Here is a 13702-nt window from a genome sequence, read left to right as displayed (position 1 = left end):
TATCATTGGCACATATTAGAAAACATAAGAAAACATAAGTGGAGGCTTTATGAGTATTGCGCGCGAACCAGATTTAAAGGAAGTTAAGGAGCTCAAAGAAGTCAAGGAAGTCAAAGAAATTTCAACCAAGTACTTGAACCGGGACTTAAGCTGGATCGAGTTCAATTGGCGTGTTCTGGAGGAAGCTCAAGATGCGAGCACTCCCTTGCTTGAGCGTGTGAAATTTCTATCAATCGTATCCAGTAATCTCGATGAGTTCATGAGTGTTCGTGTCGCAGGACTGAAGGATCAGATCAAAGCTGGTTATACCAAGAAAGACTTCACAGGCTACACGCCTGCCGGCCTTATTAAACGAATTATGAAGCGCACAGCCAAAATGGTCACCGAACAGTACAAAACGTATCGTGAAGTAACGAGACTGCTAACCAAAGAAGGCATTGTATTTACGGAATATGAAGATTTGAATACGACACAGAAAAAAGCCATGGATGCTTATTATCATGATATTATTTTTCCCGTATTAACGCCGATGGCCGTGGATCAAAGTCGTCCATTTCCACTTGTTCATAATCAATCCGTCTATTTAGCCGTCTTGCTTGTGCGGGAAGGGGATGATCCGGATGAAGAGCCTTATTTTGCCATCATTCAAGTTCCGAGCAATTTATCCCGTTATATTTCCGTGCCAACACGGCCAAATAGTAAAAAAACAGAATTTATTCTTCTTGAAGAATTGATCGAGCATCATATAGAATCGCTTTTCAGTGGATACATACCGATTTCCGTACATGGGTTCAGGGTGACTCGGAACGCCGATTTAACGCTCAATGAAGAAGGGGCGGAAGATCTGCTTGAGGAGATCGAGAAGGAGCTTAGACGCAGACGCTGGGGCGCTCCTGTTCGACTTGAAGTACAAGAGGGCATTCATCCATATGCGCTTGCACAACTTCAGGATGAATTCGAGATTGAAGAACAAATTTTTGAAATCGACGGTCCGCTGGACATCACTTATTTCATGAAGCTTGCCGGTACGCTGAGTGGCTATGAAAATCTTCGCTATCCGCGTGTAGCTGCTAAATACCCGATAGAATTTGAGGATACGAACGACTTCTTCGAGGTACTTAAACAAAAGGATGTCTTGGTACATCATCCCTATGAAACGTTCGACGCTGTAACCGACTTCATCATCCATGCCGCCTATGATCCGAAAGTGCTCGCAATCAAAATGACACTGTATAGAGCGAGCGGAAACTCGCCGATTATTCAAGCGTTAGCCAGAGCCGCAGAGTCTGGGAAACAGGTCACAGTAGTTGTTGAGTTGAAAGCTAGATTTGACGAAGAACGCAATATTGCCTGGGCAAGAATGCTTGAAAAGTCAGGCTGTCATGTGGTTTATGGGCTTGTTGGGCTCAAGACGCATGCCAAGATCACACTCGTTGTTAGACAGGAAGAGCAGACGCTCCGCCGATACGTGCATGTGGGAACGGGGAACTATAACGATAGCACAGCCCGCCTTTACACAGACGTAGGGCTATTCACTTCAAACAGTGTAATTGGAGAGGATGCCTCTGCACTTTTCAATGAAATTACTGGCTACTCCGCGCCTCATGATTGGCAATCTTTCGCTGTGGCTCCTACGGATTTGAAGGATAAGCTATTCGAGCTTATTGAACGTGAAGCGGCGCACGCAAGAGCGGGCAGACCAGCCCGAATTATTGCGAAAATGAATTCATTATCCAATCAAGAGATGGTAGATGCCTTGTATGCGGCGTCGCAAGCAGGCGTCAAGATTGAATTGATTATTCGCGGCGTATGCTGCTTGCGTCCTGGGGTCCCTGGGATTAGCGAGAATATTACGGTTCGGAGTATCGTGGATCGTTTCTTAGAGCATTCCCGCATTTATTATTTCGAAAATGGCGGACTCGTTGATGTATATTTATCTTCGGCTGACTGGATGACACGTAATTTGACGCGTCGTATTGAGCTAATGTGTCCGGTTCTTGATCAGGAAATGAAGAAAATGATGATTCAAATACTGAATGTCACTCTGCATGATAATGTCAAAGCAAGAGAACTGATGCCCAATGGCATGTACAGTCGCATAAAAAATGAACTGACCCCTTATCGGAGCCAGTTCGAGGCGATGAAAATTACTTCTTGGAAAAAACTCCGGCTTGAGTCTTAAGCTTCAGTCCCCAGATTTTTTCGAAATCCTTGCTGATAGCTGCGAGTTCCTTTAGCTCCATAATAGGGTTGTGGATACATAACAGCTTGAGAGTTAAGGTCGAATCGGTTTTCGTTGATTGCAGTTCTTGAACAGGCTGTGTCTCACTTTGATCCAAAGCCATTGCTAATTTAAGCAGCGTGCCTAACTTAACAATTAATGCCGCGTCGGATTCCAGCAAAAGGTCCTTGTAAGCAAGGACTTGTTGTTGGGTCCGGCTTTTTGTTTTGTAAGTAGCAATGAAAGAACAAATCACAATTTCTCGATGACTGAGACCGTCGATATGAGCCCCTGTCATCATGTATTGCGTATGTTTGAGGTATTGATAATAATGAACACTCGCTCCAACACGATGCAAGAGGGCAGCTGTATGCAAATATTTTTGGCTTCGATCTTCCGATTCAGGCGGTACCGTAATCGTATGATAAAGCTGCATAGCGAATTTATCTACGTGAGAAACATGCTTTACAGCGGCGTTCGGATGGAGCAACAGCAAATTATGGATACTTGCTTCAAGAACATCTTCCTTAATGGGGTGCTCAGGATCGAACGTTTCATAGAAAAGGCCATCACGAAGTCCTGATCCGCTGATCATGCATACTGATGAACCAGCTGCTTCGAATATGGTGTCCATAATGATCAGTCCTGGAACTATAATATCTGCACGCTCTTTGGAGAGACCATCAATTTTTTTTCGTTTTTCCAATGGCATAGAGGATAACAATAGAAGGAAATCACGCAGCTCCCCAGATTTCAGCGTGTAATTATGGGCAAGCTGAAGCGAGTATTTGTTGCGTTTTTGGCTTATTTTCCCAAGGGTTCGAATCGTTCCGCCTAGACCAATCATAGGCAGATTGGGAGAACCGGCAATCCAAGGATGAGCTAAGATCGCATCTTCTACCATCCGACGAATATCGCCCAATTCCTGCTCGGTCAGATTCCCATTTTTCATAAATTGGCGTGTTGTGTTCACCGCACCGAAAGGGAAGGAAACGCTGTGCAGCAATTTCCGGTTTCGAAACAATGTGACTTCCGTGCTCCCTCCGCCGATATCAATGATCAAGCCGTCCCGAATATCTATGGAATTGATAACGCCTAAGTAACCATAACGAGCTTCCTCGGTACCACTGAGAACTTCAATGTGAAGTCCGCTCTGTTCTTGGAGAATTCGCACAATTTCAGCCGAATTGGCCGCGTTGCGAATGGCTGCCGTTGCAACGGCCCTTATCGTCTGAACCTCATGAACTTTGCATAGCAGAGCGTAGTGAGATAGAATGGGGACAATAGAAATAATGTCTTTGCTATGTAAAATGCCATCGGATCCGATGCGTTCGCTGAGTCGAGCCGAATCCTTATGCTCACTGACCACACGGTATGCCCCGTTGGCATTAATTTCGTAGATAACAAGTCGAATCGAATTGGATCCGATATCAATGATGCCGATACTTGTGCCGCTGCTCATGTATTTGCTCCTTTTCAGAGAAAAATCACTGTTACTTTGCCTACATTGTATCAATATGGGCACGACTCGACAAACTTTTCCTGCAAGGGTGCATAATTCGGTGAAATTAACAAAAACTTGTATCGTGTGTTTGGGAGAGATAGCTCCAAAAGACAGTACGATTTCCGCCAAAAAGATTTCTTATGATAGTGATAATGAAGTTTTATGTCTGCTTTTGTTCACTTATTAAACAAAATACTTTATTATTAAGTTAGGAAAAAAGCAATTTTTTGCTAATAGAGTAGCTAAGGAGAGATTCCCATGTCTGCAACCAAAGGTTTAGAAGGAATTGTAGCCACGACCTCGTCGATCAGCTCCATTGTAGATGGTGTGCTAACGTATCGCGGGATTGATATTGATGACCTCGCAGAAAATGCGACATTTGAAGAAGTTATTTATTTGCTATGGTTCGGTAAATTACCGACGCAAACTGAGCTTGAGAAACTGCAAAGCGACCTGAACGCTTACAGCAAGGTGCCTGATGCGGTTATCAACCAGATTAAAGCATTCCCGAAAGATGTTAATTCCATGGCTGCGCTTCGTACGGCAGTATCGGCTCTTGCTCTGTATGATGAAGAAGCGAACGATTTGAGCCCTGAATCCAATGTGCGTAAAGCGATCAAGCTGCAAGCACAAATTCCAGGCATCATCGCAGCTTTCGCTCGTATCCGTGAAGGTAAAGAACCTTTAGCTTCCCCAGGATATGCTTCTGTTGCTGCTAACTTCTTGTACCAACTAACAGGTAACGAACCGGATAAAATCGCGATTGAAGCTTTGGACAAAGCACTAGTTTTACACGCTGACCATGAGCTAAATGCTTCTACATTCGCTGCACGCGTTACTGTTGCAACTTTGACAGACATCTACTCCGGTATTACTTCAGCGATCGGCACGCTCAAAGGACCTCTTCACGGTGGTGCGAACGAAGCTGTTATGGCGATGCTCGAAGAAATCGGTACAGTTGAGAACGTAGTTCCTTACATCAACGATAAATTAGAGCGTAAAGACAAAATCATGGGCTTTGGACACCGTGTTTACAAAAACGGAGATCCACGTGCGAAGCACTTGCAAAAAATGTCCTACGAGCTTGGTAAATTAACAGGCAATCTGAAATGGTACGAAATGTCCATTAAAGCAGACGAATTGGTTACCAGCCTCAAAGGTTTGAAACCAAACGTTGATTTCTACTCCGCTTCCGTTTATACAACGTTGGAAATCCCACGCGACCTGTTCACGCCGATCTTCGCGATCAGCCGTACATCCGGTTGGGCTGCCCACATCTTGGAGCAGTACGAAAACAACCGTCTGATCCGCCCTCGCGCTGAGTACACGGGTCCAGTTAACCAAAAATACATTCCAATTAGCGCACGCTAATTGTCACTTTAACTCCATGTGCGGGAAGTTCGGTACCCGTCCTCGGCTTACCCCGGGGGAGTACCGCGACTCCCGTCACTTTTTGTGTGTCTACCCTCACTACTACGGTGACGAGTTAAATTTCTTAGGAGGTTTCTCGCAGCAGTTATGTAGCTAAGTGGAGTGCTTGGCAGTGCCTGGAGAAACGTAGTGCCCGCCTTTAGAACCGTGTCCATTCCATAAAATTAATTCAAATTGGACAGGGTGATAACAGCGGTCGGAAGGCATTGCCAAAAGCACGCAACGTAATGCGCCACAGAAACTTTTTCGATAAACTAATCTATATAAATTTTAGGAGGAACTATATCATGCCACAATTCGAATCCTACGAACTACCAAAAGAAGGTCAAAAAATCACAATCGAGAATGGTGTTCTGCAAGTACCTAACAACCCAATCATCCCTTACATCGAAGGTGACGGTACAGGCCCTGATATCTGGGCTGCTTCCGTACGCGTTCTGGATGCTGCAGTTGAGAAAGCATACAAAGGCGAGAAAAAAATCGCTTGGTACGAAGTTTTTGCCGGCGAGAAAGCTTTTAACAAATACAACAACTGGCTGCCTAACGATACATTAACAGCTATGCGCGAATACATCGTGTCCATCAAAGGACCTCTTACAACGCCAATCGGCGGCGGTATTCGTTCGCTGAACGTTGCACTTCGTCAAGAATTAGATCTTTACGTATGTTCCCGTCCAGTTCGTTACTTCAATGGCGTTCCTTCACCGGTTAAACGTCCTGAGCTGGTTGACATGGTTATTTTCCGTGAAAATACAGAAGATATCTATGCTGGTATTGAGTGGGAAGCTGGTTCCGACAAAGTTAAGAAAGTGATTAAATTCCTTCAAGACGAAATGGGCGTTAACAAAATTCGCTTCCCAGAAACTTCAGGAATCGGCGTTAAGCCAGTATCTTCCGAAGGTACGGAGCGTTTGGTCCGCGCTGCTATCGAGTACGCGATCAAACATGGCCGTAAGACACTAACTTTGGTACACAAAGGTAACATCATGAAGTTCACAGAAGGCGCGTTCAAAAACTGGGGTTATGAGCTTGCTGAGCGTGAATATGCGGACAAAACATTTACATGGGCACAATATGATCGTATCAAAGAAGCAGAAGGCGCTGAAGCAGCCAACAAAGCTCAAAAAGACGCTGAAGCAGCTGGCAAAATCATCGTAAAAGATGCAATTGCTGATATCGCTTTGCAACAAGTATTGACACGTCCAACGGATTTCGACGTAATCGCAACATTGAACTTGAACGGTGACTACCTGTCTGATGCACTTGCTGCACAAGTTGGCGGTATCGGTATCGCTCCTGGAGCAAACATCAACTACATTACGGGTCACGCGATCTTCGAAGCTACACATGGTACAGCTCCTAAATATGCTGGTCTTGACGTAGTTAACCCAGGTTCTGTAATCCTATCCGGCGTTATGTTGCTTGAGCACCTTGGATGGTTGGAAGCGGCTCAGCTGATCTACAAAGGCTTGGAAACTTCCATCAACAACAAAACCGTAACTTATGACTTTGCTCGTTTGATGGAAGGCGCGAAAGAAATCAAATGTTCCGAGTTCGCGAACGAAATCATCAAAAACATGGCTTAATTCTTTTGAGAAAATGTTGATCTACTAAAAACTATTAGGAGGTACATCTCAAATGGCAATTCGTCGTAATAAAATTACCGTTGTCGGGGCAGGTTTCACAGGGGCTACAACAGCTCTTATGTTAGCTCAAAAAGAACTTGGTGACGTTGTTCTTCTCGACATCCCACAACTGGAAAACCCTACAAAAGGGAAAGCGCTCGACATGCTCGAAGCAGGTCCGGTTCAAGGTTATGACGCTCAAATCACAGGTACATCGAACTATGCGGATGCTGCTGGTTCCGATATCGTTATCATTACAGCAGGTATCGCTCGTAAACCAGGTATGAGCCGCGACGATTTGGTAAACACGAATGCAGGCATCGTGAAATCCGTCTGTGAGAACGTGAGAGAAGTAGCTCCTGATTCCATCGTTATCATCTTAAGTAACCCTGTTGACGCAATGACTTACGTAGCATACCAAGCCCTTGGGTTCCCAAAAAACCGCGTAATCGGTCAATCCGGTGTGCTTGATACAGCTCGTTATCTGACGTTTATCTCCCAAGAGTTGAACGTATCCGTTGAGGATGTGAAAGGGGTTGTTATCGGCGGACACGGCGATGACATGGTTCCACTTGTTCGTTACACATACGCTGGCGGCGTGCCAATCGAGAAGCTGATCCCAGCTGACCGTATTGAAGCGATCGTTCAACGTACACGTACTGGCGGCGGCGAAATCGTTAACCTACTAGGTAATGGTAGTGCATACTACGCACCAGCGGCTTCCCTTGTGCAAATGACAGAAGCAATCCTTAAAGATAAAAAACGTATCATTCCAACCATCGCTCTGCTTGAAGGCGAATATGGCTATGATAACTTGTTCATGGGCGTTCTAACTGTACTTGGTGCTAACGGTATCGAGAAAATTCTCGACATCGAGCTGACTGAGGAAGAGAAAACAGCTTTGGACAAAACAGCTACCTCTGTACGCAACGTAATCAAAGTTGTAACAGGTTAATAAGTTTTACGAAGAAGGATCAACTACCTATGCGAATAGGTGGTTGGTTCTTTTTTTGTCCATCCTATTGTCGCGATGCACAATTTTTTGTTAATTTTGTAAATTGATTTCAAACTACTATTCCCAGCTAATTGCCTATGCTACGATGTGTATAGGCCAATAGAATTGGTTAAAAAATCCATAGGATGGTGGGATTTGATGTTGAAGGAAAGCTTGCTAAGAACAAGAAAATGGAGAAAACTCTGTTTAACCGCAGCATTATCCGTATCATTGTTAGGCATTGTTCCACAAGCTTTTGCCGAAGGTCCGAATGACCCCGCGCCATCGATAACGCCAACAGCGGCGAATGGCAAAAAGGTGCTGTTTGACAATACGCACGGTCAAACGGCTGGTGCAGCTGATTGGGTGATTGACGGCGGATTCTCTGATTTCGCTAACGCATTAGGAAATGCAGGCTATTATGTAAAAGAATTGCGTAAGAGTACGGCAATTACACTCTCCGATTTATCAGCGTATGATGTGTTCGTTATTGGTGAGGCTAACATTCCATACAAGACATCGGAGCAAAGCGCCATGCTGCAGTATGTGCAAGGCGGCGGTAGTATCTTCTTCATTGGTGATCACTACAATGCAGATCGTAATAAAAATCGTTGGGACGCCTCGGAAGTGTTCAATGGCTTCCGCCGCGGGGCGTGGACGAATCCAGCATCGGGTATGAGTACAGAAGAAGCAGCTTCAGCAGCGATGCAGGGTGTTGCAAGCTCTGATTGGTTGTCGGACAATTTCGGTGTGAAGTTCCGCTATAATGCCTTAGGTGATATTACAGCGAATAATATCGTGAGCCCATCGCAGGCTTTTAACATTACGAGTGGGGTCTCCACGGTCGCTATGCATGCAGGCTCGACTTTAGCGGTCACAGACCCGAACAAAGCTAAAGGTATTGTTTACCTGCCAGCGACGACCACCAAATGGGCTAGTGCTGTGGATCAAGGGGTTTACAATGGCGGAAGTGTAGCAGAAGGTCCTTTTGTCGCAGTTTCCAAAGTGAGTGCAGGCAAAGCCGGATTCATTGGCGATTCCTCACCAGTCGAAGATGCGACGCCAAAGTATAAGAGGGAAGAGACAGGCGGTACGAAAACGACGTACGCGGGATTCCAAGAGCAGAATGATTCTACTCTTTTAGTAAATATGGTGAACTGGTTGGCAACCAAAGAAAGTTATACAAGTTTAACGCAAGTGCCAGGACTTACATTGGATTCAGCAACTGCGCTCTACTCATGGGAACAGCCGGCTAATACAACAGAGCCGCAGGCTGAGCCTTGGGCAGCGCCAGCAGCTGGTTATAAGTGGTGGGATCCTTCCACCTTTAAGGTAGGATCTTACGGATATAGTACTGCTACGAATACGACTGATCCGTTTGCTTTTGTCCATCAAGCGCAATTGCCTAATCAGGCCGTTTTTCAAGTAAAGATTATTCTAAATGGCTTAACTGCAAATTCAACAACAACTGGCTATAATATTGGCATTTATAATGGTTCAGGTACCCAGGTTGCTAAGGTTCAAAATAGTAATGGCACATGGCCTACCAGCTATGGTTACAGCACGAGCTTCTCATTAACAGCTGATGCAAGCGGGCATGCGGAGAAGATTGTGAGTATTCAAATTAATCCTAGCATCTCCGGTTCTGCTAATATGCGATTGAGACAGAACACGACAAACAAATTTACAGAGGCCGTTACGATCGCTAACGTTCCAGCTGAGCCACTGCCTTAAAACATTAAGTTGACAGGCAATCTGTTTGATCAATTGGAAGTAAAAACAACCCTGCGGGCTCATTATTATGATGAGCTCGTGGGGTTGTTTTGCATATAAATGGACACAGTTATGTGTAGAAATAGTGAATTAGCTGGATTCATGGGGATCGCTTTCTTGTCGTGACTGTTCCAGTTCGGTTATACTTAATAAAACCAATACATAAAATTGCGGAGGTTGTCCAAATGTATCCAGTTATGATTTTTTTACATGTCGTTAGTGCATTATTGCTTGGCGCGTATGTCATGTTCCCATTCTTAGTGGGACGAGCTGCAACTTTGTCTGGAGCTGCTCAAGAGAGTTTTGTCGGTGTGATAGCTAAAATCAATCGCATCGGTCAATTTTCACTCATTGTAACCTTCCTTACTGGTGGCGCGATGATCAGTCAAGTTGATCCGAAGCCGTCCGTGTTATGGATGATCTCTTCGATTGTTCTCCTTTTGATTGTAGGAGCAATCACAGGGATGATCGGTGGAAGAATCAAAAAGCTGATTGCAAATAGCAAATCAGGTAAAAGCACAGCTTCTGATGCTGCCAAAGTTAAAACATTCAGCTGGATCGCAGCCATCGCTGTAATCGTAGCTGTACTGATTATGACAAATCCGCAGCTGCTGTCGTAATTGTAGGAACTCGAAAGAGCATGCTCATCATGGATGATGGCATGCTCTTTTTTATCACGTCTATTCATCTAAAGTGATTTCATCCAATGTTTTCTCAAACGATGCACTCATATGCTCGAGGAAATAATCAACTTCAGGCATGTTCATTTTCTGTAAACTTTCCAGAACCTGCTGCTTCGCGACGACGAATTCACGGTTGCCAGTGGAGAGTTCGGTTAAGCATTTGATATATGCTTCGAGCAAGTCGGCGGCTTTCACCCAGCGGTAGAGCTCAGGGTCAGGATCTTGAATTAAGTTGCGGTAGATCCCGCTGATTTCAGGTGGAATCGTTTGAATAAGGCGTTCAACTGCGACATCTTCGATCTCACGGAAGTTCCGCAGTATTTGCTCATTGTTATGTTTCACAGGTTGGGGAATATCCCCCGTTAGTACTTCCGAAGCGTCGTGGAACAATGCAATGGATACCACGCGATCTGTTGGGACGTTGCGTCCATATACTTCATTGGCTATGGTGCATAACATATGGGCAATCGTCGAGACATAGAAGGAATGCTCAGCTACATTTTCTCTACGCATGTTCCACATAAGACTCCAGCGATCAATATATTTAAGCCGATATAAATAAGCGAAAAAGTGATGATTCATCGGGTTAACTCCTCTATGTTCTAATCTGTTATTTGACGCTCGGCGCCACCCTCACAGCCACCTTGCCGGTGGCCGGGGTGTAGACGAGCGGTTGCCCGATCAGCGCGCCAAGATCATCCAGCGCGATCGTGACCAGCCCGTGCTCGCGCAGCACGGGCTGCCGCAGCGCGACGCGCGCGTTCCCGCGCGTCGCCTTAGCCGCATTCACCTGCAGGGTGAATGCCTCTTGCCCCAGGTGGAGGCGAAGCGCTCCGCCTTCCACGACAGCGCTGCCGCCGAGCTGCGCTGCGGCAGCTGCCGCGTCCACGCGCAGCGGGGCGCTGCCCGGCTGCGCCAAGACCCGGCGCTGGATCGAGCGGTGCAGCAGCTCCGGCGAGATGCCGGGGCTGCCCGCGTTGATCCGCGGGATCAACAGGCGATCGGCGCTTCGCGTCGCCATCTCTGGCGAAATCGTGAAGGCGTAGCGGATGCCCGCCTTCGCAATCTGCTCTGTCGCCGCCGGCGACGTGATGCCGAATGGGTACGCCATCGTGTCGAGCGGCGCATCCGTTAAACCTGCGAGCTTGCCGATGCAAGCTTGAGTGTCTTTGTAAATACGCTGATTATAAGCATCATCGTTCTCCGCATCCAATCTTCCTACCAATGCTGCTTCATTACTTGGAAGCTTGTGGTGAAGATTGTTGGTATGGCAGCCAATATCGATGAAGTTCGTGGCTTGCGTCATTTCACTGATTTGCTCCTTCGACATGGAAGGGATGTAGGAACCCAACGGATTCGCTAAGTCATTGGTAATCACGAAGTTCACAGCGGGAATTCGCAAGCTTTTCAAAATCGGATAGGCCGCTGTATAGAAGCTTTGATAGCCATCATCAAACGTAACAAGCACGGCATTGGATGGAACGGTAGCGCCCTCCATGAATTGTTTAAACTCTTCTAAGGAAATGAAATGATAGCCTTTGCTAAGTAGCGATTGAAGCTGATTTTGAAAAAGTGAGCTTGTAATGGTGCTTGAGCTGGTGTCCTTCTCATGAACATGATGATACATAAGAACGGCCACTTGGTCCTGGTAGTAAATATCCCCGGAGCGCTTAGCCTGCAGCGGCGTAAGCAAAAGGGTGAGCCCAATCAGGCTAACTAGAATCGTAATAGCGATTCTTTTGTACATGTCAGCGAATCTCCTTGTTTTCCTCACAAGAACCGTCGAACTCTTCATGGGAGGTATGTTATAATAGTTTGTAATTATTATTATGTGTGTATTTGAGAGAGGAGCCAGACCTAGTCATGCAGCATTTTTATCAAAGCGTCTACGATTTGATTGTCGAAACTTCCACAAACCTTCCCGGTGATGTGCGCCGTGCGGTACAAGCCGCTCAGGAAAATGAGGACAAAGGCACGCGTTCTGCGTTATCTCTATCTCGCATTGCGGATAACATCCATATGGCGGAATGCAATGTATCCCCAATTTGTCAGGATACAGGTATGCCAACGTTTATTATACACTGTCCGGTTGGGGCAAACCAAATTATCATGAAGAAGCAAATCTTAGAAGCGGTTGCTAATGCAACCAAAGCTAGTAAGCTTCGCACAAACTCCGTAGACTCCCTTACAGGTGCCAACAGCGGAGATAATCTTGGGCCTGGTACGCCGGTTGTTCATTTCGAACAATGGGAACGTGACGATATCGAAGTGAAGTTGATTCTAAAAGGCGGCGGCTGTGAGAACAAAAATATTCAATACAGCTTGCCTGCTGATCTTGAAGGTGTAGGTAAAGCGGGACGTGATCTTGATGGCATTCGCAAATGTGTGATGCATGCGGTATACCAAGCGCAAGGTCAAGGATGCAGTGCCGGTTTCATCGGTGTAGGCATTGGAGGCGACCGTACAAGCGGGTACGAGCTAGCTAAGCATCAATTATTCCGTCATGTTGACGATGTGAATCCAAATCCGGAGCTGCGCAAGGTGGAAGAGTACGTCATGGAGCATGCCAATACGCTTGGCATTGGAACAATGGGCTTCGGCGGTCAAGTGACACTGCTTGGCTGTAAAGTTGGCGTAATGAACCGATTGCCAGCAAGCTTCTTCGTTTCCGTTGCTTACAACTGTTGGGCATTCCGTCGTCAAGGCGTGGTCTTGAATGCGGAAACTGGCGAAATCAATGGCTGGTCCTATCCAAGAGGGACTGAGGTTTCTTTCCAAGAGGCTTTCGAAGCTAGCAGCGAAGAAGCTAAGAATACGCCAAAAGAAGAGCGTCGTGAGATCGTATTGACAACGCCAATATCAGAAGAGCAAATCCGCAGTCTCAAAGTCGGTGATGTCGTTGTCATTAACGGAACAATGCACACAGGACGCGATGCGCTGCATAAATATTTGATGGATCATGATGCACCGGTTGATCTGAATGGGGCTGCGATTTATCATTGCGGACCGGTGATGAGTAAGGATGAAGCTGGCGAATGGCACGTTAAAGCGGCGGGACCGACGACGAGCATTCGCGAGGAGCCTTACCAAGGCGATATTATCAAGAAATTCGGGATTCGTGCTGTCATCGGTAAAGGCGGAATGGGACCGAAAACGCTAGCTGCATTGAAAGAGCACGGCGGCGTCTATTTGAACGCTATTGGTGGTGCTGCGCAATACTACGCACAATGCTTCAAAAAGGTTGAAGGCGTTGACTACATGGAATTCGGAATTCCGGAAGCAATGTGGCACCTAGAAACAGAAGGATTCGCTGCTATTGTAACGATGGATTCACACGGTAACAGCCTGCATGCTGATGTAGAGAAGAATTCACTTGAGAAGTTGGCAGCTTTGAAAGAGCCTGTTTTCAAATAATGTTCTAAACGGTGCACTTAACCTTTATCTTTACAAAAAAAATACTGGATTAGGCAC

At 46.1% G+C, this 13702-nt stretch carries 10 protein-coding genes; 7 read left to right on the top strand and 3 right to left on the bottom strand.

The features are described 5' to 3' along the window. The first annotated feature begins 49 nt into the window (after positions 1-49). On the top strand, positions 50-2182 hold the full coding sequence (locus NYR53_RS26450; RefSeq protein ID WP_261302090.1) for an RNA degradosome polyphosphate kinase: 2133 nt from the start codon (positions 50-52) through the stop codon (positions 2180-2182). Here NYR53_RS26450 and NYR53_RS26445 read toward each other — a convergent pair. Then, positions 2148-3683 carry a Ppx/GppA family phosphatase gene (locus NYR53_RS26445; protein ID WP_261302089.1) on the bottom strand — a complete coding sequence of 512 codons (1536 nt, stop codon included), beginning with the start codon at positions 3681-3683 and terminating at the stop codon, positions 2148-2150. The genes NYR53_RS26450 and NYR53_RS26445 overlap by 35 nt on opposite strands. 300 nt (positions 3684-3983) lie before the next feature. On the opposite strand from NYR53_RS26445, the gene citZ reads away from it, so the two are divergent. From citZ to NYR53_RS26420, 5 genes are all read left to right on the top strand, one after another. Next, positions 3984-5096 (top strand): citrate synthase, encoded by a 1113-nt coding sequence (gene citZ, locus NYR53_RS26440; protein ID WP_056834403.1) that lies wholly within the window; start codon positions 3984-3986, stop codon positions 5094-5096. 347 nt (positions 5097-5443) lie between these two features. Then, the gene (icd, locus tag NYR53_RS26435) at positions 5444-6742 is read left to right on the top strand and encodes an NADP-dependent isocitrate dehydrogenase (protein ID WP_261302088.1); all 1299 of its coding nucleotides are present in this window, start codon (positions 5444-5446) and stop codon (positions 6740-6742) included. 52 nt (positions 6743-6794) lie between these two features. Beyond that, positions 6795-7736, top strand: a complete 942-nt coding sequence (gene mdh / locus NYR53_RS26430) for a malate dehydrogenase (RefSeq protein WP_261302087.1) — start codon at positions 6795-6797, stop codon at positions 7734-7736. A 198-nt stretch (positions 7737-7934) separates the two neighbouring features. Beyond that, on the top strand, positions 7935-9509 hold the full coding sequence (locus tag NYR53_RS26425; RefSeq protein WP_261306528.1) for a DNA-binding protein: 1575 nt from the start codon (positions 7935-7937) through the stop codon (positions 9507-9509). 224 nt (positions 9510-9733) lie between these two features. Then, complete coding sequence (locus NYR53_RS26420) at positions 9734-10168, top strand: hypothetical protein (protein WP_261302086.1); 435 nt, start codon at positions 9734-9736, stop codon at positions 10166-10168. A 60-nt stretch (positions 10169-10228) separates the two neighbouring features. On the opposite strand, the gene yfbR is transcribed toward NYR53_RS26420, so the two are convergent. Then, entirely contained in the window at positions 10229-10813 is a 585-nt protein-coding gene (yfbR, locus tag NYR53_RS26415; RefSeq protein WP_261302085.1) for a 5'-deoxynucleotidase, read from the bottom strand. A 28-nt stretch (positions 10814-10841) separates the two neighbouring features. Beyond that, positions 10842-11978: a polysaccharide deacetylase family protein gene (locus tag NYR53_RS26410; protein ID WP_261302084.1), complete on the bottom strand. Its 1137-nt coding sequence runs from the start codon at positions 11976-11978 to the stop codon at positions 10842-10844. A gap of 116 nt (positions 11979-12094) precedes the next feature. Here NYR53_RS26410 and NYR53_RS26405 point away from each other — a divergent pair, with 116 nt between their 5' ends. Beyond that, positions 12095-13645 carry a fumarate hydratase gene (locus tag NYR53_RS26405; protein ID WP_261302083.1) on the top strand — a complete coding sequence of 517 codons (1551 nt, stop codon included), beginning with the start codon at positions 12095-12097 and terminating at the stop codon, positions 13643-13645. The last annotated feature ends 57 nt before the right edge of the window (positions 13646-13702 follow it).

This window comes from Paenibacillus andongensis (genome assembly GCF_025369935.1).
Classification (GTDB): Bacteria; Bacillota; Bacilli; order Paenibacillales; family NBRC-103111; genus Paenibacillus_E; species Paenibacillus_E andongensis.
The sequence above is the reverse complement of the archived record's forward strand: the minus strand, read 5'-3'. Positions and strand labels throughout refer to the sequence as shown.